Origin of the sequence: Kluyvera intermedia (assembly GCF_021440345.1) — a bacterium.
Taxonomy (GTDB): Bacteria; Pseudomonadota; Gammaproteobacteria; order Enterobacterales; family Enterobacteriaceae; genus Kluyvera; species Kluyvera intermedia_A.
Genome location: NZ_JAKCNS010000047.1, coordinates 51,620 through 72,468, shown reverse-complemented (window position 1 = coordinate 72,468; position 20,849 = coordinate 51,620). Strand labels below are relative to the sequence as shown.

20 protein-coding genes and 1 tRNA gene are annotated in these 20,849 nt (G+C 54.0%); 5 read left to right on the top strand and 16 right to left on the bottom strand.

Annotated elements, in window-relative coordinates:
• Nucleotides 1-17: 17 nt before the first annotated feature.
• The 3 genes from LZ634_RS14995 to actS form a co-directional block, all read right to left on the bottom strand.
• Nucleotides 18-1,208 carry a tyrosine-type recombinase/integrase gene (locus LZ634_RS14995; protein WP_234506733.1) on the bottom strand — a complete coding sequence of 397 codons (1,191 nt, stop codon included), beginning with the start codon at nucleotides 1,206-1,208 and terminating at the stop codon, nucleotides 18-20.
• Between the two features lie 164 nt (nucleotides 1,209-1,372).
• Nucleotides 1,373-1,446: transfer RNA gene (locus tag LZ634_RS14990), tRNA-Gly, on the bottom strand.
• An 80-nt stretch (nucleotides 1,447-1,526) separates the two neighbouring features.
• Nucleotides 1,527-2,273 (bottom strand): amidase activator ActS, encoded by a 747-nt coding sequence (gene actS / locus LZ634_RS14985; RefSeq protein ID WP_414467745.1) that lies wholly within the window; start codon nucleotides 2,271-2,273, stop codon nucleotides 1,527-1,529.
• A gap of 249 nt (nucleotides 2,274-2,522) precedes the next feature.
• Between actS and idi the strand changes: the two genes are divergently transcribed.
• On the top strand, nucleotides 2,523-3,071 hold the full coding sequence (gene idi, locus LZ634_RS14980; protein ID WP_234506730.1) for an isopentenyl-diphosphate Delta-isomerase: 549 nt from the start codon (nucleotides 2,523-2,525) through the stop codon (nucleotides 3,069-3,071).
• A 62-nt stretch (nucleotides 3,072-3,133) separates the two neighbouring features.
• Here idi and lysS read toward each other — a convergent pair whose 3' ends face one another.
• From lysS to xerD, 5 genes are all read right to left on the bottom strand, one after another.
• On the bottom strand, nucleotides 3,134-4,651 hold the full coding sequence (gene lysS / locus LZ634_RS14975; RefSeq protein WP_234506728.1) for a lysine--tRNA ligase: 1,518 nt from the start codon (nucleotides 4,649-4,651) through the stop codon (nucleotides 3,134-3,136).
• Nucleotides 4,652-4,660: 9 nt separating this feature from the next.
• A protein-coding gene (gene prfB, locus LZ634_RS14970; RefSeq protein WP_234506725.1) for a peptide chain release factor 2 occupies nucleotides 4,661-5,759 on the bottom strand; the annotation gives its coding sequence in 2 pieces (ribosomal slippage) (nucleotides 4,661-5,683 and nucleotides 5,685-5,759; 1,098 coding nt in all).
• Between the two features lie 89 nt (nucleotides 5,760-5,848).
• On the bottom strand, nucleotides 5,849-7,582 hold the full coding sequence (gene recJ / locus LZ634_RS14965) for a single-stranded-DNA-specific exonuclease RecJ (protein WP_234506722.1): 1,734 nt from the start codon (nucleotides 7,580-7,582) through the stop codon (nucleotides 5,849-5,851).
• Nucleotides 7,583-7,587: 5 nt separating this feature from the next.
• On the bottom strand, nucleotides 7,588-8,301 hold the full coding sequence (gene dsbC, locus LZ634_RS14960; RefSeq protein WP_234506719.1) for a bifunctional protein-disulfide isomerase/oxidoreductase DsbC: 714 nt from the start codon (nucleotides 8,299-8,301) through the stop codon (nucleotides 7,588-7,590).
• 22 nt (nucleotides 8,302-8,323) lie between these two features.
• Nucleotides 8,324-9,220: a site-specific tyrosine recombinase XerD gene (gene xerD, locus LZ634_RS14955; protein WP_234506716.1), complete on the bottom strand. Its 897-nt coding sequence runs from the start codon at nucleotides 9,218-9,220 to the stop codon at nucleotides 8,324-8,326.
• Nucleotides 9,221-9,322: 102 nt separating this feature from the next.
• Between xerD and fldB the strand changes: the two genes are divergently transcribed.
• A complete protein-coding gene (gene fldB / locus LZ634_RS14950) occupies nucleotides 9,323-9,844 on the top strand; it encodes a flavodoxin FldB (protein ID WP_234506715.1) in 522 nt (173 codons plus the stop codon).
• On the opposite strand, the gene LZ634_RS14945 is transcribed toward fldB, so the two are convergent.
• The gene (locus tag LZ634_RS14945; RefSeq protein ID WP_234506711.1) at nucleotides 9,841-10,257 is read right to left on the bottom strand and encodes a protein YgfX; all 417 of its coding nucleotides are present in this window, start codon (nucleotides 10,255-10,257) and stop codon (nucleotides 9,841-9,843) included. The two genes, fldB and LZ634_RS14945, sit on opposite strands and share 4 nt — an antisense overlap.
• The gene (gene sdhE, locus LZ634_RS14940; protein ID WP_234506708.1) at nucleotides 10,238-10,504 is read right to left on the bottom strand and encodes an FAD assembly factor SdhE; all 267 of its coding nucleotides are present in this window, start codon (nucleotides 10,502-10,504) and stop codon (nucleotides 10,238-10,240) included. The genes LZ634_RS14945 and sdhE overlap by 20 nt, the downstream gene beginning before the upstream one ends.
• A 247-nt stretch (nucleotides 10,505-10,751) precedes the next feature.
• Between sdhE and ygfZ the strand changes: the two genes are divergently transcribed.
• Nucleotides 10,752-11,735, top strand: coding sequence for a tRNA-modifying protein YgfZ (gene ygfZ / locus LZ634_RS14935; protein ID WP_234506705.1), 984 nt, complete (start codon nucleotides 10,752-10,754; stop codon nucleotides 11,733-11,735).
• A gap of 63 nt (nucleotides 11,736-11,798) precedes the next feature.
• Here the strand turns inward: ygfZ and trhA are convergent, their stop codons facing one another.
• Nucleotides 11,799-12,461 (bottom strand): PAQR family membrane homeostasis protein TrhA, encoded by a 663-nt coding sequence (trhA, locus tag LZ634_RS14930; RefSeq protein WP_234506701.1) that lies wholly within the window; start codon nucleotides 12,459-12,461, stop codon nucleotides 11,799-11,801.
• 159 nt (nucleotides 12,462-12,620) lie between these two features.
• Entirely contained in the window at nucleotides 12,621-12,935 is a 315-nt protein-coding gene (gene yqfB, locus LZ634_RS14925; protein ID WP_234506699.1) for a N(4)-acetylcytidine aminohydrolase, read from the bottom strand.
• A gap of 45 nt (nucleotides 12,936-12,980) precedes the next feature.
• Between yqfB and LZ634_RS14920 the strand changes: the two genes are divergently transcribed.
• A complete protein-coding gene (locus LZ634_RS14920) occupies nucleotides 12,981-13,715 on the top strand; it encodes a MurR/RpiR family transcriptional regulator (protein WP_320673462.1) in 735 nt (244 codons plus the stop codon).
• A gap of 120 nt (nucleotides 13,716-13,835) precedes the next feature.
• On the top strand, nucleotides 13,836-15,269 hold the full coding sequence (bglA, locus tag LZ634_RS14915; protein ID WP_234506697.1) for a 6-phospho-beta-glucosidase BglA: 1,434 nt from the start codon (nucleotides 13,836-13,838) through the stop codon (nucleotides 15,267-15,269).
• 41 nt (nucleotides 15,270-15,310) lie between these two features.
• Here bglA and LZ634_RS14910 read toward each other — a convergent pair whose 3' ends face one another.
• The 4 genes from LZ634_RS14910 to gcvT all read right to left on the bottom strand — a co-directional run bounded on the left by LZ634_RS14910 (nucleotide 15,311) and on the right by gcvT (nucleotide 20,716).
• Nucleotides 15,311-16,054, bottom strand: coding sequence for an SDR family oxidoreductase (locus LZ634_RS14910; protein ID WP_234506694.1), 744 nt, complete (start codon nucleotides 16,052-16,054; stop codon nucleotides 15,311-15,313).
• Between the two features lie 60 nt (nucleotides 16,055-16,114).
• The gene (gcvP, locus tag LZ634_RS14905) at nucleotides 16,115-18,988 is read right to left on the bottom strand and encodes an aminomethyl-transferring glycine dehydrogenase (RefSeq protein ID WP_234506692.1); all 2,874 of its coding nucleotides are present in this window, start codon (nucleotides 18,986-18,988) and stop codon (nucleotides 16,115-16,117) included.
• A 217-nt stretch (nucleotides 18,989-19,205) separates the two neighbouring features.
• Nucleotides 19,206-19,595, bottom strand: a complete 390-nt coding sequence (gene gcvH, locus LZ634_RS14900; protein WP_052281990.1) for a glycine cleavage system protein GcvH — start codon at nucleotides 19,593-19,595, stop codon at nucleotides 19,206-19,208.
• Nucleotides 19,596-19,621: 26 nt separating this feature from the next.
• On the bottom strand, nucleotides 19,622-20,716 hold the full coding sequence (gene gcvT / locus LZ634_RS14895) for a glycine cleavage system aminomethyltransferase GcvT (protein WP_234506742.1): 1,095 nt from the start codon (nucleotides 20,714-20,716) through the stop codon (nucleotides 19,622-19,624).
• Between the last annotated feature and the right edge of the window lie 133 nt (nucleotides 20,717-20,849).

Here is a 20,849-nt window from a genome sequence, read left to right as displayed (position 1 = left end):
CTAATCGTGGGGGCAGGTCAGCCTGACCGTACTGCTGAATTCAAATCAATGATTAGATTGCCATACCACTGCATCATCTCCCTCCTTCCCTCTAGATACTGAGCATGGTTATACGTTCCACGAATTGAGTTCTTATCGACGTGAGCCAGTTGTAGCTCGATCCAAGCTGAGTTAAATCCCTGCTCATGCAAAATAGTACTCATCGTGTGGCGGAATCCATGCCCCGTAACACGCCCGGCATAGCCGATACGCCTGACCAGCACAGTCAATGCCATATCACTCACCGGTTTCTTTGGATTATTACGTCCTGGGAACAGCAACGTTCCCGCTCCCGTCATGGGTTTAAGCTGATTAAGCAAGTCAATTACCTGGCTTGATAACGGAACCAGATGAGGGCGGCGCATTTTCATGCGCTCTGCTGGCACGTTCCAAACCTTCCGCTCAAAATCAAACTCCTGCCACTCCGCTTGCCTCAATTCCCCAGGCCTTACTCCAGTCAAAATAAGTAATTGCATCGCTATTTTAACAAGTACACTACCTGCGTAGGTGTTCAGAGTTTGAAGAAACTCTGGCAATTCATCCTGGGTCAAAAAAGCATAGTGCTCTTTCTCATGGGGAGCTACTGCGCTGGCTAGATCAGGAGCTGGATTGTACTCAGCCCTGCCAGTCACAACGGCATACTTCCAGACCTCTCCACAACGCTGGCGAACCTTACGGACCTTCTCAGTTGCTCCTCGAACTTCTATCTTTGAAAGAACAGCAAGCAACTCCATCGGTTTGATATCTTTGATTGGCCGGTGACCGATATAAGGGAACACATCCTTTTCAAAGGTTCTCAACATTTCTTCGCGGTAGGAGACAGACCAGCGGTCATAGCGACGCTGATACCACTCCCGCGTGATAGCCTCAAAAGAGTTTTCTGCATCTTGTTGACGACTAAGTTTCTCAATTTTCCGTTCAAGAGAAGGATCGTTGCCAGCCGCTAATGTCCTTTTTGCATCCTCACGCTTATTTCTGGCTTCAGCTAAAGAAACATCGGGGTAAACGCCAATAGCGAGCAGCTTCTCTTTACCTAGCGAACGGTATTTGAGACGCCAGTATCTTTTACCGTTGGGATTAACCAGCAGGTAAAGACCACCACCATCAGCGAGTTTGTAGGGCTTATCTTTAGGTTTTGCAGTTTCAACCTGACGAGCTGTCAGCTTCATTGGGGGTACCTCTCAGCAGGGGGTACAATTATACCCCCATCCATACCCCCACATTGAGCTTGACCCTGGGGGAGTACAATTGAGTTCAATAGACTAATAGAATGCTATAACTGCTGATTTATCAAGGGAAAATTGAGTTTGGTAGACTTCAGAAGACTTGAGTTTGGAGCGGGCGAAGGGAATCGAACCCTCGTATAGAGCTTGGGAAGCTCTCGTTCTACCATTGAACTACGCCCGCTAAGGTGTGCGAGGAGCATTATAAACCTTACTCCTCGTCTGGCAAGACTTTACCGTGTTAAGTGGTGGTAAATTAACCGCTTAGCACTTCGGTTTGCTGCCCTGAGGCGGCAGATAACGCAGCGGATCAATCGCCGTCGCCCGATAGCGAATCTGGAAATGGAGACTTACAGAGTCAGCATCAGAACTGCCCATGGTGGCAATCTGCTGGCCAATCTTCACGCTTTGGCCGTTATTGACCATCAGCTTATCGTTATGGGCATAGGCGGTGATGTAATCCTCGTTATGCTTAATCATCACCAGATTACCGTAACCGCGTAGCTGGTTGCCAACATAGACCACCTTCCCGGCACCGGCCGCATAAATCGGCTGACCACGAGTTCCGGCAATATCAATTCCCTTATTGCCCCCTTCCGAGGTGGAATAGGTCATGATGACCTTACCGCTTGCAGGCCACCGCCAGCAGCGCTGTCCGACAGGAGGCCAGGACGATTTGGGTACCGCAGATGATGGCGTGACTTTTGCCGTCTGGGTGGAGGACGATTTCTTACTTCCCGATGATTTCGACGCGCCGCTGACCTTCAGCTTTTGCCCAACCTCAATGGTGTAAGGCGGAGAAATACCGTTCATTCGCGCCAGATCGCGCACGCTAGTACCGGTCATGCGCGAAATACGCGACAACGTATCCCCTCGCTTCACGGTGTAAACCGAGCCGCTGTAGCTGCCCTCTGAGTTAGACGAATTACCCGCACAGCCAGAGAGCACAAGCCCGATAACCAGGCACATCAACAGGCGTATTGGGGAAGTAATTTGGCGTCCTGCTCGCAAAACGAATCCTCAGATCATGAATAGTTGAGGACACTATGATAGCAGGGTAACGACGGATGCTAAACCACCCGTCGCGTTGATTGGCGAGCGCTGGTATCAGGAAAGTGGGATTGGCTATCTCTCGGTTGCCAACATGTTACCAGGGCTTGTTTTGGTAATGCCTTTTCCCCATTTATGGGCTACGCTGGTCGCCTGAGTATATGACCCGGCGGGTTTATGCCGGGTCATCTTTTATTTTCAGGAGTTGTCATGACTGGCGAACACGTCATTTTGCTCGATGAGCACGATAAACCTTCAGGCATTCTGGAGAAGTACGCCGCTCACACCCTCTCCACACCGCTACACCTTGCCTTCTCTTGCTGGTTATTCGACGAAAGCGGCCAATTACTGGTAACGCGCCGCTCGCTTAGTAAGGTCGCCTGGCCCGGCGTTTGGACCAACTCGGTGTGCGGACACCCACAGCAGGGTGAAACTTTCGAGCAGGCGATTACCCGCCGCAGCCGCTTTGAGCTGGGCGTCGAGATTACCGATATTACCCCCGTCGCAACTGATTTCCGCTATCGCGCCGTCGCGCCGAACGGCATCGTTGAGAATGAGGTCTGCCCGGTGTATGCCGCACGCGTCACCAGCGCCGTTTTAGCAAACCACGATGAAGTGATGGAGTATCAGTGGTGCAACCTTGCCGACATGCTAGACGCACTGACGCTAACGCCATGGGCGTTTAGTCCATGGATGGTCATGGAAGCCGACGATGAGAATGCGCGGCTGGCGTTTATCGATTTCGCAAAGCAAGCCTGAGCGCAAAATGACAGACGAAAAAAAACCCGGTAATACCGGGTTTTTGCTTTTCGCGGAAGCGATTATTTTACCGGACGCATTGCCGGGAACAGAATCACGTCGCGGATGGTATGGCTGTTGGTGAACAGCATAACCATACGGTCGATACCGATACCCAGACCTGCGGTTGGCGGCAAACCATGTTCCAGCGCGGTGACGTAGTCTTCGTCGTAGAACATCGCTTCGTCATCGCCAGCTTCTTTCGCGTTAACCTGATCCTGGAAACGCTGCGCCTGATCTTCTGCGTCGTTCAGCTCGCTGAAGCCGTTACCGATTTCGCGGCCGCCGATGAAGAACTCAAAGCGGTCAGTGATTTCCGGGTTCTCATCATTACGACGCGCCAGCGGAGAAACTTCTGCTGGGTATTCGGTGATGAAGGTCGGCTGAATCAGATGCGCTTCGGCAACTTCTTCGAAGATCTCGGTCACGATACGGCCCAGACCCCAGCTCTTCTCAACATGAACGCCGATGCTTTCAGCAATCGCCTTCGCGGAGTCGAAGTTATCCAGGTCAGCCATGTCGGTTTCCGGACGATATTTCTTGATAGCTTCACGCATGGTCAGTTTTTCGAACGGCTTGCCGAAGTCGAAAGTCTGGTCGCCGTAAGGCACCGCGGTGTTGCCCAGAATGTTCTGCGCCAACGTACGGAACAGAGATTCAGTCAGTTCGATCAGGTCTTTGTAGTCCGCGTACGCCATATAGAGTTCCATCATGGTGAACTCTGGGTTATGGCGAACAGAAATACCTTCGTTACGGAAGTTACGGTTAATTTCAAACACGCGTTCGAAACCGCCAACCACCAGACGCTTCAGGTACAGTTCCGGCGCAATACGCAGGTACATGTCCAGGTCCAGCGCGTTATGATGGGTGATGAACGGACGGGCAGATGCGCCGCCAGGGATCACCTGCATCATTGGGGTTTCCACTTCCATGAAGTTGCGGCCAACCATGAACTCACGAATACCCGCGAGGATCTGGGAACGCACTTTGAAGGTGTTGCGCGACGTATCGTTAGAGATCAGGTCCAGGTAACGCTGACGATAGCGTGCTTCCTGATCCTGCAGACCGTGGAATTTGTCCGGCAGCGGGCGCAGTGCTTTGGTCAGCAGACGCAGCTCGGTGCAATGGATAGACAGTTCACCGGTTTTGGTTTTGAACAATTTACCTTTGGCACCCAGGATATCGCCGAGGTCCCATTTCTTGAACTGCTCGTTGTAGACGCCTTCCGGCAGATCGTCACGCGCGACATACAGCTGAATACGACCGCCAACGTCCTGCAGGGTAACGAAAGAAGCTTTACCCATGATACGGCGAGTCATCATACGACCTGCCACGGATACTTCGATATTCAGAGCTTCCAGCTCTTCGCCTTCCTTGCTATCAAAGTCAGCGTGCAGAAGATCAGAGGTACGGTCACGGCGGAAATCATTTGGGAACGGGATGCCCTGCTCACGCAGTGCAGCCAGCTTCTCGCGGCGTGCCTTCATTTCGTTATTAAGATCGACTACCTCGTCAGCGCCTTGTGCGTTTTGTTCAGACATGTTGGTTCCTCATAGCCCTGCTTTCAAACTTGCTTCGATAAATTGATCCAGACTTCCGTCCAGTACCGCCTGCGTATTGCGGGTTTCTACCCCAGTGCGCAGGTCTTTAATGCGGGAATCGTCCAGAACATAGGAACGAATCTGACTACCCCAGCCGATGTCGGACTTGGTGTCTTCCATCGCCTGTTTTTCTGCATTCTTCTTCTGCATTTCCAGTTCATAAAGCTTCGCTTTCATCTGCTTCATGGCCTGGTCTTTGTTCTTATGCTGCGAACGGTCATTCTGACACTGCGTCACGATCCCGGTCGGAAGGTGGGTAATACGCACCGCCGATTCCGTACGGTTAACGTGCTGGCCACCCGCACCGGACGCGCGGTATACGTCGATACGCAGGTCTGCCGGATTGATCTCGATATCGATATCGTCGTCCACTTCCGGGTAAACAAACGCGGAGCTGAATGAGGTGTGGCGACGGCCGCCGGAGTCAAACGGGCTCTTACGCACCAGGCGGTGAACGCCGGTTTCAGTACGTAACCAGCCGTACGCGTAGTCGCCGGAGATTTTGATGGTCACGGATTTAATCCCGGCCACGTCACCTTCGGACTCTTCAATAATTTCGGTTTTAAAGCCGCGCGCTTCTGCCCAACGCAAGTACATGCGTTCGAGAATGCTTGCCCAGTCCTGCGCTTCAGTACCGCCAGAACCGGCCTGGATATCGATGTAGCAATCCGCGCTGTCATATTCACCGGAGAACATACGACGGAATTCCAGCTGCGCCAGCTTATCTTCCAGCGTGTCCAGCTCAGCAACGGCTTCGTTGAAGGTCTCTTCGTCGTCGGCTTCTACGGCAAGTTCCAGCAGGCCAGTCACATCTTCTAAACCTTGAGACATCTGGTCGAGCGTATCAACAATGGCTTCAAGGGAAGAACGTTCTTTGCCCAGCGCCTGCGCGCGTTCGGGTTCGTTCCAGATATCCGGCTGTTCCAGCTCGGCGTTTACTTCTTCCAGACGCTCTTTCTTAGCATCATAGTCAAAGATACCCCCTAAGAACGTCGGAGCGCTCCGTGAGGTCCTGAATGCGATTATTTACCGGGTTTATTTCAAACATGGTCTATTTTCTTTTAATGGACGAGAAAAATGCGGTTATAAGAGCGGAATCTTAGCGGATTCCCGCTCTTAATTACAGTTAAAGAGGTGCTAAATCGGCCAGAGATTCTCGATGATCAGCTGTAAACTGCGGTTGCCGCGATATTCGTTGATGTCCAGCCGATAGGCCAGCGTCACTTCCCGCACGCCGTTATCTGGCCAGATGGCGGTATCGACGTTAAACGCAATGCCGTCCAGCAGCGGACCACCACCTACCGGCTCCACCATCACTTTCAGATGACGTTCCCCCACCAGTCGCTGTTGCAGCAGGCGGAAACGGCCATCAAAGAGCGGTTCCGGGAACATCTGTCCCCACGGACCGGCTTCGCGCAGCATCTGCGCCATCTCAATTGTCATCTCCTGCGGACTCAGTTCACCGTCGGAGAGAATTTCTCCCTGCAACAGTGCCGGATCCAGCCATTCAGTCACCAGCTCGCCAAAATAGCGCTGGAACTCATCGAAACGCGCTTCTTCCAAAGAGAGCCCTGCCGCCATTGCGTGGCCGCCAAACTTCAGCATCAGCCCTGGATATAGCGTATCCAGACGCTCCAGCGCGTCGCGCATGTGCAGCCCCTGAATGGAACGCCCCGAACCTTTCAACTGGCCGTTACCCGCCGGTGCAAACGCAATCACCGGACGATGGAAACGTTCTTTAATGCGTGAGGCCAGGATACCGACAACGCCCTGATGCCACTCTGGGTGATACATCGCCAGCCCGCCGGGAAGCTCATCGCTGCTGCGTTCAAGCTGTTCGCACAGGGTCAGAGCTTCTGCCTGCATTCCCTGTTCGATCTCTTTACGCGTCTGGTTTAATGCATCCAGTTCATTGGCCAGCACTCGCGCCTCGCCAAGGTTATCGCACAGCAGCAGCGCTACGCCGACCGACATATCGTCTAAGCGCCCGGCGGCATTCAGACGCGGCCCCAGCGCAAAACCGAGGTCGCTGGCCACCAGCTTTGACGCATCACGATTGGCAATCTCCAGCAGCGCTTTAATTCCCGGACGGCAGACCCCGGCGCGGATACGGCTTAAGCCCTGCCAGGTAAGGATACGGTTATTGGCATCCAGCGGTACCACGTCAGCCACGGTACCGAGCGCGACGAGGTCGAGAAATTCAACAATTTTCGGAACGGCAATACCACGAGAATCAAACCATCCCTTATCCTTCAGATGGTTACACAGTACCAGCATCAGATAGAACGCGACGCCAACCCCGGCCAGCGATTTGGACGGAAACGGGCAATCGGCAAGGTTCGGGTTGACCATCGCATCGGCCGCGGGCAGCGTGTCGCCCGGCAGGTGATGATCGGTGACTAGCACGCCGATCCCCAGTTTATGGGCATGATCGACCCCAGCATGGGAAGAGATTCCATTATCCACCGTCATGATCATCTGCGCGCCGCGGGCGTGGGCCTGATCGACCACTTCCGGGCTTAAACCGTAGCCGTCCTCAAAACGATTAGGTACCAGATACTCCACGCTTTGGCAGCCCATCGCGCGCAGCGCCAGGACACTTAAGGCGGTGCTGGTCGCGCCATCGGCGTCAAAATCGCCCACCACCATAATGCGCAGATTTTTCTCGAAGGCGTCGTGCAGCATTTCGACGGCTTTTTCAACGCCCGTCAGGTCACGCCAGTGCAACATGCCCTTCAGGCCACGTTGCAGATCGTCCGATGTTTTCACGCCGCGGCTGGCGTAAAGACGGCGCAACAGCGGTGAAAGGTCGTCGGGCAACGTGATTGAATCATCCACCTCACGGCGGCGAAGTTGAGTCTGTGGTTTCACGCGAATTATTTACCGCTGGTCTGTTTTTTATGTTCGTCGAGGAAGGCTTTCATCTCTTTTGGCCCTTGATAACCCGGAACCACGTAACCGTCGTTGAGGACGATAGCCGGCGTACCGTTAATGCCAAACTGCACGCCCAGCGCGTAGTGGTTAGCAATGTCGATATCACAGGTTGCCGCCTGCACGCCTTTGCCGCCCATTGCATCATCAAAGGCTTTGTTGCGGTCTTTGGCACACCAGATAGCTTTCATATCCTGCTCGGCCTGGCTTTGCACGCCCTGGCGTGGGAAGGCCAGATAGCGCACGGTGATCCCCAGCGCGTTGTAGTCTTTCATCTCTTCATGCAGCTTGTGGCAATAGCCGCAGGTGATGTCGGTAAAGACGGTGATCACATGTTTTTCCTGCGGCGCTTTGTAGACAATCATCTCTTTTTCCAGCGCTTTCAGGTGGGTCATCAGCAAACCGTTGGTCACGTTAACCGGCTGTGCGCCGCTCACGTCATACATTGGCCCCTGGATGATGTGTTTGCCGTCTTCGGTGACGTACAGCACGCCGCTGTTGGTCAGCACGGTTTTCATGCCCGCAACCGGAGCTGGCTGAATATCAGTACTCTGCACACCCAGTTTTGCCAGAGATTGCTTAATCGCAGCATCGTCAGCATGCGCTACGCCGGAGAACGCGGCGGCCAACAGGGTGAACATCATTAAACCTTGTTTCATAAACTGTCCTTTTAAATCAGCATCATGCTCGTGGATGGTGCTGTTGATGAAGTTGACGCAGGCGCTCTGTCGCGACGTGCGTATAAATTTGGGTGGTCGACAGATCGCTATGCCCTAGCAGCATTTGCACCACGCGTAGATCCGCGCCGTGGTTTAACAGATGCGTCGCAAAGGCGTGACGTAAAACGTGCGGTGAAAGTTTTTCGCTATCAATCCCGGCCAGTTGGGCGTAGTGCTTAATACGGTGCCAAAAGGTCTGACGGGTCATTTGCTGCGCGCGCTGGCTGGGGAACAACACGTCGATAGCTACGCCGTTTAGCATCCACGGCCGACCATGCTCCAGCCAGTTTTCCACCCAATAGACGGCCTCTTCTCCTAAGGGAACCAGCCGCTCTTTATTTCCTTTCCCGATCACCCGAACCACGCCCTGACGCAGGCTGATGTCGCTCATCGTCAGGCCCACCAGCTCCGAAACGCGCAGCCCGGTCGCATACAGTACCTCAAGCATAGCCTTATCGCGCAGCTCGAGCGGTTGATCCACCACCGGAGCCTGCAACAGTCTTTCTACCTGCGCTTCACTCAGATCTTTCGGCAGTCGCTGGGGTAGTTTAGGCGATGCCAGCAGCGCACTGGGATCGTCCTGACGAATTTTTTCACGGTACAGATGCTGGAAGAAGCGACGCATGGCGCTGAGCAACCGCGCAGTACTGGTCGCCTTGTATCCCCCCTGCTGGCGCTCGGCAAGCAGGTTTTGCAGATCGTCGCTTTGCGCGCTCTCAAGCGCGAGGCCGCGATGCGCCAACCATTCAACCACCATCGTCAGGTCTCGCCGATACGCGCTGAGGGTATTTTCAGCCAGATTTCGTTCCAGCCACAGCGCATCGAGAAACTGCTCGATTCGTGCAAGGTCCTTGTCCACATCGGCTCCTGTGCGTGTTTAATCAGCACCATTATGCCTGATTCAGATGCCTTTCTGGTACACTACCGGCATCGTCATCGCAAGAATCGAGAGCTGTAAGTCATGAATATTGGCCTTTTTTATGGTTCCAGCACCTGCTACACCGAGATGGCCGCGGAAAAAATTCGCGACATTATCGGGCCGGAACTGGTCACATTGCACAATCTAAAAGATGATTCTCCGACCTTAATGGAGCAATACGATGTGCTGATTCTCGGGATCCCGACCTGGGATTTCGGTGAAATCCAGGAAGATTGGGAAGCGGTCTGGGAGCAACTGGATACGCTCAATCTGGAAGGTAAAATCGTTGCGCTGTACGGCATGGGCGACCAACTCGGCTACGGCGAGTGGTTCCTCGACGCACTGGGAATGCTGCACGATAAGCTGGCCACCAAAGCGGTGAAATTTGTCGGCTACTGGCCAACAGACGGGTATGAGTTCACCAGCCCGAAACCGGTTATCGCCGACGGACAGCTATTTGTCGGTCTCGCGCTGGATGAAACTAACCAGTACGATCTGAGCGATGAACGTATTCAGAGCTGGTGCGAACAGATTCTCGGCGAAATGGCCGAACAGTTCTCTTAGTGCTTGCTCGGCGCGGGCTGCTGCAACAATATTCGCCGCAGGTCGCGCCACTCTTCCGGGTTCATACTGTCAGCGGCTAGCCACAAATGATGCCGCCGACCGCCACCACAGCGCCGAATGCGCAGCATCATGCCCGAGCTTAACATCCACGGAGCACCCAGAATATCCCACTCCTGATTTCGCCAGCGCAGCCGGGAATCCATCAGCAGCTTAATCTCGCCTTGATGTGAATGAATGCGCCGTTGGCTACGCACGCAGTCGAACACCACCAATGAAAGCAGCAGCAGCCAAAGCGGGGTATAGCTCAACGGCCATGGCATCAGCAACACGAATGCCGCCACCAGACCGTGGAGCAGTAAAGAGAGCCACTGTGAGCGCCAGGAGACGCGTAAATCAGATTGCCACAGGACCACGTTCCCGATTCCGTGTCTGAATAAGTTGTACCATGTGCTGGAGATGGGTATCGGACGGTTTACCGTGGTTCATCAACCAATTAAACAGATCCGGATCGTCGCATTCCAGCAGGCGAATAAAGGTCGCTTTGTCTTCATCACTCAGCGTGTCGTACTCATGCTCAAAGAACGGCATGATGGAAATATCGAGTTCACGCATACCGCGGCGGCATGCCCAGTGGATACGGGCTTTATTATTGATGTCCATAATTTCCTTCCAGCATTACGTTGCTACTAGTTTAACGTGTTTTTTGCAGTTTCTTTACTGGAATATCACGTCGCGCGCGTCATATTCAGAAAAAAACCACGATAAATGAAAGGGATTCATTTTCTTACCCCCCGCCTCGCAGAACGCGCGAACGGCACAAAACGGCCGTCAAAACCGCTTGCAATGGCGGGCATCTATTTTACCATGAGGGAATAAGCGCGTTCGTTACTCAATTCAGGACATCCATATGGCTTTTACTCCTTTTCCTCCACGCCAGCCTTGCGCCTCCGCGCGTTTACCGCTGACGTTAATGACGCTTGATGATTGGGCGCTGGCAACCCTCACCGGTGCCGATAGCGAAAAGTACCTGCAGGGCCAGGTTACTGCCGACGTCGCGCAAATGAACGAACACCAGCACCTGCTGGTTGCCCACTGCGATGCCAAAGGCAAAATGTGGAGCAACCTGCGTCTGTTCCGCCGTCAGGACGGTTTTGCCATCATCGAACGCCGCAGCGTGCGCGAAGCACAGCTGACTCAGCTGAAAAAATACGCCGTCTTTTCAAAGGTAACCATCTCAGCGAATGACGATTTAGTCCTGTTAGGCGTAGCCGGTTTCCAGGCGCGCGCCGCGCTGGCGAATCTTTTTGCCGAGCTGCCGAACGCTGATAAGCCAAACGTGCAGGAAGGCGAAACATCGCTGCTGTGGCTGGCTCACCCGGACGAGCGTTTCCTGCTGGTCACCGATATCGCTACCGCCGAGCGCGTGAATGAAGCACTGCGCGGCGAAGCGCAGCTCAATAACAGCCAGCAATGGCTGGCGCTGGACATTGAAGCCGGTCTGCCGGTGATTGATGAAGTGAACAGCGCGCAGTTTATTCCACAGGCCACCAACCTGCAGGCGCTGGGCGGCATCAGCTTTAAGAAAGGCTGCTATACCGGCCAGGAGATGGTCGCTCGCGCGAAATTCCGCGGCGCTAACAAGCGTGCACTGTGGACGCTGGCAGGTTTGGCCGCTCGCGTACCGGAAGCCGGTGAAGATCTCGAACTGAAAATGGGCGACAACTGGCGTCGTACTGGCACTGTGCTAGCTGCGGTACAGCTGGAAGATGGTCAGATTCTGGTGCAGGTAGTCATGAATAATGACATGGAAGCCGACAGCGTTTTCCGCGTTCGTGACGATGCGAACATCTTAAGCATCAAGCCGCTGCCGTACTCATTAGACGAAGAGTAACTGAGTTCCTCTCCGGGCTACCTGTAAAATGTAGCCCGGAAAAACGCCGCGCCGTCGGGGAAACTACGCAGCCTGCCCGACATACAGATAAATCGCCAGAAAATGGCAGGCGCTACCGCCCAGCACAAACCCATGCCAGATGGCGTGGTTGTACGGTATCCGTTTGCAGACGTAGAAAATCACCCCCAGCGAATAGACAATCCCCCCGACCGCCAATAGCGTCACACCACCTATCGACAGCTTCACCGCCAACTGATAGACCACGATAAGCGATAACCAGCCCATCGTTAAGTAGGTCACCAGCGACAGAACTTTAAAGCGATGCGCGATGGTCAGCTTAAATAAGATACCCAGCAGCGCCAGGCTCCAGATAACAATCATCAGCCCTCGCGCCAGCGGTGAGTCCAGCCCAACCAGCAAAAACGGCGTGTAGGTTCCGGCAATCAGCAGATAAATGGCGCAGTGGTCGAATTTTTTCAGCCATACCTTAGCGCGCTGAGAAGGAATGGCGTGATACAGCGTCGAGGCCAGAAACAGCAGAATCATACTGCCGCCGTACAGGCTGTAGCTGGTGATAGCCGTCGCGCTGGCGTTAGCGTCTATCGCCTGAACCAGCAGCAGGACCAAACCGACAATCCCCAACACAAAACCGACACCATGACTGATGCTATTGGCAATTTCCTCTGCCAGAGAATATCCCTGCTGAATGAGTGGCTTCTTATCCATTACGCGCTCCGGGCGGACGATAAATCGAACAAACACCCTAGCGTAACTGAGAATGATTTCAGTGAACACATGTAAGCTAAAATAAAATGATGATTTTTTTGTAAAATCATATTAATCAATAAGTTAACAAAATCATTCAACTAACACGTGTACTTTATTTTAATCAATACATTTAAATTCAATGACATAGAAGGTATTTTCACCAGGATAAATGTCAGAGATAACCTGTTTTAGCTCTGACAGCGTCATGTTTTCCTGCTCGGCATGACGGTCCGTCAGCGTATCCATGGTCACCGTTGAAGTTGCCACTACGCGGATTGTGCAAAAATAGCCGTTATCTTCATAACGCCCTACGCGCAGAACATCCCCAATCTTAAAATGGGACTCAGACGCATCGCGCAGCGTAATGGTCTTACGCCCGGCAAGAATGTCGGCCTGAAAGCGCTGAAAAAAAGTGATGTCGTTAGGCTGCATGGTATCATTCCCTTTAGATGATTTAATTTTACGAGTATCGCCACCGTGAGCCTATTCTCCCACGCCACTATCGCCAGCCTCAATAATCTTGAGACGATGGTCTATCAGTACGTTATCAAAAATCGTGACACGGTAATGTACATGACCATTCGCGAACTGGCCGACGCGGCGGGCGTCTCAACCACCACGGTGATGCGCTTTTGTCGCAAGCTCAACTGCGAAGGTTATTCGGAGTTTCGCGTACGTTTCAAATTATATTTGGAGCAAGATGAACCTCAACAGGCTAATTTTGGCGCCAGTGAGATAATCAGTTTTTTCAAAGGCGTGAACAATGATGAGTTTGATAAACTGCTCGATAACGCGGTTGATATAATTCTCTCTTCAGAACGTATTATATTTGTAGGCGCAGGAACCTCCGGCTCGCTGGCTAAATATGGCGCAAGGTTCTTTTCCAATATTGGAAAATTCAGTAACCATATCGACGACCCTTATTTCCCGGTCACGAATGACATGGCTAAAAACGCGCTGGCGATCGTGCTTTCAGTCTCGGGCGAGACCGAAGAGATCCTGCGCTTTGCCGGGCAGTTTAGCCTGCACCGCTGTAAAGTCATGTCCATCACCAGTCATGAGCACTCGCGCCTGGCAAAGCTCGCCGACTTTAACCTCTCATGGCACGTGCCACAAACCCGTATTGGCGGTGTCTACGATATTACAACACAGATCCCGGTTATCTATATTCTGGAATCACTCGGCCGCAAACTGGCGAAGAAGTTAGCATAAAAATACAGGGTGTTTTTTCGATGTAACATATTCCCTGGGATGGAATTTGTTATATCGTGACATTTAATTATCCTTTGTTAGACTCAATTTTATTAAGCCCAATATATGAGCATAGCAAAGATGAAAAAACTGACCTTACCGAAAGACTTTTTATGGGGTGGCGCCGTTGCCGCACACCAGGTTGAAGGCGGCTGGAATAAAGGCGGTAAAGGCCCCAGCATCTGTGACGTGCTAACCGGCGGTGCCCACGGCGTTCCGCGCGAAATTACTCAGGAAGTGGTGCCGGGGAAATATTATCCGAACCACGAAGCTATCGACTTCCATGGTCACTACAAAGAAGACATCAAGCTGTTTGCTGAGATGGGCTTCAAATGCTTCCGTACCTCAATTGCCTGGACCCGTATCTTCCCGAACGGTGACGAAGCGCAGCCAAATGAAGAAGGGCTTAAGTTTTATGACGACATGTTCGATGAGCTGTTGAAATACAACATCGAACCGGTTATCACCCTCTCCCACTTCGAAATGCCGCTGCATTTGGTGCAGCAATACGGCGCGTGGACCAACCGCAAAGTGGTCGATTTCTTTGTGCGTTTCGCCGAAGTCGTTTTCGAACGCTACAAGCACAAGGTCAAATACTGGATGACCTTTAACGAAATCAATAACCAGCGCAACTGGCGCGCGCCGCTGTTCGGGTACTGCTGCTCTGGCGTGGTTTATACAGAGCATGAGAATCCAGAAGAAACCATGTACCAGGTGCTGCACCACCAGTTCGTGGCCAGCGCTCTGGCGGTGAAGGCCGCACGCCGAATTAACCCAGAAATGCAGGTTGGCTGCATGCTGGCGATGGTGGCGCTCTATCCGTACTCCTGTAAACCGGAGGACGTGATGTTTGCCCAGGAGTCGATGCGTGAGCGATATGTCTTTACCGATGTGCAGATGCGCGGCTACTACCCACGTTACGTGTTAAATGAGTGGGAGCGTCGCGGCTTCAACATCCAGATGGAAGCCGGCGATGAGGCCATCTTGCGTGAAGGCACCTGCGATTACCTTGGTCTCAGCTACTACATGACCAACGCGGTGAAGGCTGAAGGCGGCAGCGGCGATGCGATTTCAGGCTTTGAAGGCAGCGTGCCTAACCCGCATGTGAAAGCCTCGGACTGGGGCTGGCAGATTGACCCGGTTGGACTGCGCTACTCGCTGTGCGAACTGTATGAACGTTATCAGAAGCCGCTGTTTATCGTGGAGAACGGCTTCGGCGCGTACGACAAAGTTGAAGACGACGGCAGCATTAACGATGACTACCGCATCGACTATCTGCGCGCGCACGTCGAAGAGATGATGAAGGCCGTCACCTATGATGGCGTTGATCTGATGGGTTATACGCCTTGGGGCTGCATCGACTGCGTGTCGTTCACTACCGGGCAGTACAGCAAGCGCTACGGCTTTATTTATGTGAATAAGCATGATGACGGGACCGGCGATATGTCTCGCTCACGCAAGAAGAGCTTTAACTGGTACAAAGAAGTGATCGCCAGCAACGGCGAAAACCTGTAATCAATAGCCCCTCTTCCTCACGGGGAGAGGGGCTAACTTCGCTATTTACCGCCCGCCAGCTCGATAAAACTTCCGGTCACATACGACGCTTTATCACTGAGTAACCAGACAATCGCCTGCGCCACCTCTTCCGGCTGCCCACCGCGCTGCATCGGCAGCATCGACTTCACGCGATCCACCCGGCCCGGCTCTCCACCGGAGGCATGCATCTCGGTGTAGATAAGCCCCGGACGCACGCAGTTGACGCGAATTCCCTGCGCCGCCACCTCAAGCGCCAGCCCGGTAGTCAGCGTATCGACCGCCCCCTTTGAGGCCGCATAATCGACATATTCGAAAGGTGCGCCCAGCCGTGACGCCGCCGAGGAGACATTAACAATCGCGCCGCCAGAGCCGCCATGCGGAACTGCCATGCGTTTTACCGCCTCACGGCAACACAGAAAATAGCCGGTAACGTTGGTCTTTAAAACCCGATTAATGCGCTCGGCGCTCAGCGCTTCCACGCGGCTTTGGGCAAACAGAATACCAGCGTTGTTCACCAGAGCCGTTAACGGTTCGGACTGTTTATCCAGCCACGCAAACATGGCTTCAACCTGCTGTTCATCGCCAATATCCGCCTGCACGGCAAACGCTTTTCCACCTGCCGTTTTAATGGCGCTCACCACCTCATCCGCCGCCAGCGCGTTCTGGTGATAGTTCACCGCTACCGTATAGCCTTCCTGCGCCAGCTGTAGCGCTGTCGCCCGGCCAATCCCCCGGCTTGCGCCGGTCACCAGTGCAAGTGCCATCCCATCCTCCCAAAAAATAAAGGCGCCGAAGCGCCTTTAAAAGATAGAGTAATCAGCTGATTACTGGTATTCGCTCATCGGAACGCAGGAGCAGAACAGATTACGGTCACCGTAAACGTCATCAAGGCGTTTCACCGTCGGCCAGTACTTGTTCGCCACGCCCGCAGGGAAGACGGCAACTTCACGGCTGTAACCGTGATTCCATTCTGCCACCAGCTCATTCTGGGTATGCGGAGAGTTGACCAGCGGGTTGTCTTCCAGCGTCCATTCACCGGCTTTCACGCGGTCAATCTCGCTGCGAATGGCCAGCATGGCATCAATAAAGCGGTCCAGCTCGGCTTTGCTTTCCGATTCGGTTGGCTCAACCATCAGCGTCCCCGCAACCGGGAATGACATGGTTGGCGCATGGAAGCCGTAGTCGATAAGACGCTTAGCAATATCCAGCTCGCTGATGCCGGTCTCTTCTTTCAGTGGACGAATATCCAGAATACATTCGTGCGCTACGTGGCCATCGCGACCGGTGTACAGCACCGGATAGGCATCTTTCAGGCGGGTCGCAATGTAGTTGGCGTTAAGAATCGCCACCTGACTTGCCTGTTTTAAGCCTTCTGCGCCCATCATGCGGATATACATCCAGCTAATTGGCAGAATGGAAGCGCTGCCGAATGGTGCCGCAGAAACTGCGCCCTGGCGGGTTAGCATCCCTTCGATATGCACCACGCTGTGCCCTGGTACAAATGGCGCCAGGTGAGCTTTCACGCCGATTGGCCCCATACCTGGGCCGCCGCCGCCGTGCGGGATACAGAAGGTTTTATGCAGGTTAAGGTGCGAAACGTCCGCGCCGATAAAGCCCGGAGAGGTAATGCCAACCTGCGCGTTCATGTTCGCGCCGTCGAGGTAAACCTGGCCGCCGAACTGGTGGACGATTTCGCACACTTCGCGGATGGTTTCTTCATACACGCCGTGGGTGGACGGGTAAGTCACCATGATGCAGGAGAGATTCGCCGCATGCTGTTCCGCTTTCGCGCGCAGATCGGTCAGATCAATGTTGCCGTTCTTGTCACAGGCAACGACCACCACCTGCATCCCCGCCATCTGTGCGGAAGCCGGGTTGGTGCCGTGCGCCGAGCTTGGGATCAGACAGATATCACGATGACCATCGTTGCGGCTTTCGTGGTAGTGGCGAATCGCCAGCAGGCCCGCGTATTCACCCTGTGCGCCGGAGTTTGGCTGCATACACAGTGCGTCGTAACCGGTTAACTTCACCAGCCAATCGGAAAGCTGACCGATCATCTGATGGTAGCCTTCAGCCTGTTCAACCGGACAGAACGGGTGCAGCTCAGCAAATTCTGGCCAGGTGATCGGGATCATTTCCGCCGCGGCGTTCAGCTTCATGGTGCAGGATCCCAGCGGGATCATCGCCTGGTTCAGCGCCAGATCTTTACGCTCCAGAGAGTGCATATAGCGCATCATCTCGGTTTCGCTGTGATAGCGGTTAAACACCGAATGGCTCAGAATCGCGTCATCACGCTGCATCACCTGTGGGATAGAGCGGCTATCGAGCGCCACGTCTTTGTCCAGGGCGTCGATGTCCAGGCCGTGGTTATCACCCAGAATTACGCTAAACAGGCTCAGCACATCTTCACGCGTGGTGGTTTCGTTCAGGGTGATGCCTACGGCGTTCAGGATATCGCTACGCAGGTTAATTTCAGCAGCCTGCGCGCGTGCCAGCACAGCGGCTTTATCCGCCACTTCCACGCACAGGGTGTCAAAGTAGTGCGCATGGCGCAGTTTCTGACCTTTCTGCTGCAGGCCCGCTGCCAGAATGTCGGTCAGGCGGTGAATACGGTTGGCAATACGTTTCAGGCCAACCGGGCCGTGGTAAACCGCATACAGGCTGGCGATGTTGGCCAGCAGCACCTGGGAGGTACAGATGTTGGAGTTCGCTTTCTCGCGGCGGATATGCTGCTCGCGAGTCTGCATCGCCATGCGCAGTGCGGTATTACCCGCCGCATCTTTCGATACGCCGATAATACGGCCCGGCATAGCGCGTTTGAATTCATCTTTTGCAGCAAAGAATGCCGCGTGCGGGCCACCGTAGCCCATCGGTACGCCGAAGCGTTGAGCAGAGCCGAAGACGATATCCGCGCCCTGTTTGCCCGGTGCGGTTAACAGCACCAGCGCCATAAAATCAGCGGCGACGCTCACCACCACTTTGCGGGATTTCAGCTCGGCTATCAGCGCCGAGTAGTCGTGAACTTCACCGGTCGTGCCAACTTGCTGCAACAGCACGCCAAACACGTCCTGGTGATCCAGCGCTTTCGCTGCATCGTCGACAATCACGTCAAAGCCGAAGGTTTCCGCACGAGTACGAACAACGTCCAGCGTTTGCGGATGCACGTCGGCCGCCACGAAGAAGCGGTTCGCATTTTTCAGTTTACTGATGCGTTTAGCCATCGCCATCGCTTCGGCGGCAGCGGTCGCTTCATCCAACAGAGAAGCGGAAGCCATGTCGAGACCAGTCAGATCCAGCGTCACCTGCTGGAAGTTGAGCAGCGCTTCGAGGCGACCCTGAGAAACTTCCGGCTGATACGGAGTATATGCGGTATACCAGCCCGGGTTTTCCAGCATATTGCGCAGGATAACCGGCGGCAGCTGCACTGGGGCGTAGCCCATGCCAATGTATGACTTAAAGCGCTTGTTGCGGCCGGCAATCGCCTTCAGCTCCGCCAGCGCGGCGAATTCTGTGGTGGCGTCGCCTACCTGCGGCGGCGTAGCAAGCTGGATATCTTTCGGCACGATCTGTCCAATCAGTGCGTTTAATGATTCCGCGCCAACTGTTTTGAGCATCTCTTGCTGCTGCTGGGCATCCGGCCCGATGTGACGTTCAATAAACGCGCCACGGTTTTCAAGCTGGCTTAAAGTCTGTGTCATGAGCGATGGTTCCTGAAACGTGCGGTGAATCGTGATTTTCTAACTAAGTTGCCCGGTGGTGCTTCGCTTACCAGGCCTACAAACTACGCCAAATACGCAAAATAATTCACGTCGCAGGGAGGCAGCAAGTAAGTGAATGCCCAGGAGCGTACATAAGTACGTGACTGGGCTGAACGAACGCAGCCAACGCGCCTGCAGCGCGAAGTATGAAGCGTATTTATTCGTCTTCGAGCAGAGCTTCGTATGCGGTCGCATCCAGCAGCGCGGCAACTTCGGCTTCGTCGCTGGCTTTGATTTTGAAGATCCAGCCGCCGGCGTACGGTTCGCTGTTAACCAGCTCAGGAGAGTCGCCCAGCTCGTCGTTGACAGCAACGATTTCGCCGCTGATTGGCGCGTAAATATCGGAGGCCGCTTTAACGGACTCTGCTACCGCACAGTCGTCACCCGCGCTAACGGTCGCGCCAACTTCCGGCAGGTCTACAAACACCATGTCGCCCAGTAATTCCTGCGCGTGCTCGGTGATGCCTACGGTGTAGCTGCCGTCAGCTTCTTTGCGCAGCCATTCGTGTTCTTTACTGTATTTCAGTTCTGCTGGTACGTTGCTCATCAAGAAATCTCCAGAATAATAATCGGTTACGCGACGGACTTACCGTTGCGTACAAAAATAGGTTTAGTGACCTTTACCGGCATTTCACGGTTACGGATTTGTACAATCGCCGTCTCGCCAATCCCTGCCGGGACGCGGGCCAGCGCAATACTGTGGCCTAACGTTGGGGAGAACGTTCCGCTGGTGATGACCCCTTCACGGGCGTTGCCGTTGGCATCGGTAAAGCGCACCGGCAGCTCGCCGCGCAGCACGCCTTTTTCAGTCATAACCAGGCCGACCAACTGCTCGGTACCTTTTTCGCGTTCCAGCTCCAGTACTTCACGACCGATAAAGTTACGGTCGGCCGGTTCCCAAGCGATGGTCCAGCCCATGTTGGCCGCCAGCGGAGAAATACTTTCGTCCATCTCCTGGCCGTACAGGTTCATGCCAGCCTCAAGACGCAACGTATCGCGCGCGCCCAAACCGCAAGGCTTCACGCCCGCCTGTACCAGTTTCTGCCAGAAATCAGCGGCCTGCTCTTTTGGCAGCGCAATTTCGTAGCCAGCTTCACCGGTATAACCCGTGGTGGCGATAAAGAAATCGCCCGCCTGTACGCCAAAGAAAGGTTTCATCCCTTCAACCGCGTGACGCTGTTCATCGCTAAACAGGCTGGTTGCTTTCGCCTGTGCGTTCGGGCCCTGCACCGCAATCAGCGACAGATCGTCACGGACAGTGATATCGATGGCGTATGGTTCGGCGTGTTGGGTAATCCAGGAGAGGTCTTTTTCGCGGGTGGCTGAGTTGACGACGAGGCGGAAATAATCTTCGGTGAGGTAATAAACGATAAGGTCGTCAATCACGCCGCCCGATGCATTTAGCATACCGCTATAAAGCGCTTTACCGGGTTTGGTGAGCTTAGCGACATCGTTCGCCAGCAGGTAGCGCAGGAACTCACGGGTCCGGCTGCCGTGAAGATCAACGATGGTCATATGCGACACATCGAACATCCCGGCGTCAGTGCGCACCGCGTGGTGCTCATCAATCTGTGAGCCATAGTGCAGCGGCATCATCCAGCCGTGGAAATCTACCATGCGCGCGCCACATAACACGTGCTGGTCATACAAAGGCGTTTGTTGAGCCATCATGTCCTCGTTGAATATATCGCACCACAAAACCTAACGACGACGCCTCTTCAGGTGCCGACGCAAACGTTCTCTTTTCCTTGAACTTACCACTGAACACGGTGCTAAACCATCAGGAAAAAGGGGACATCAC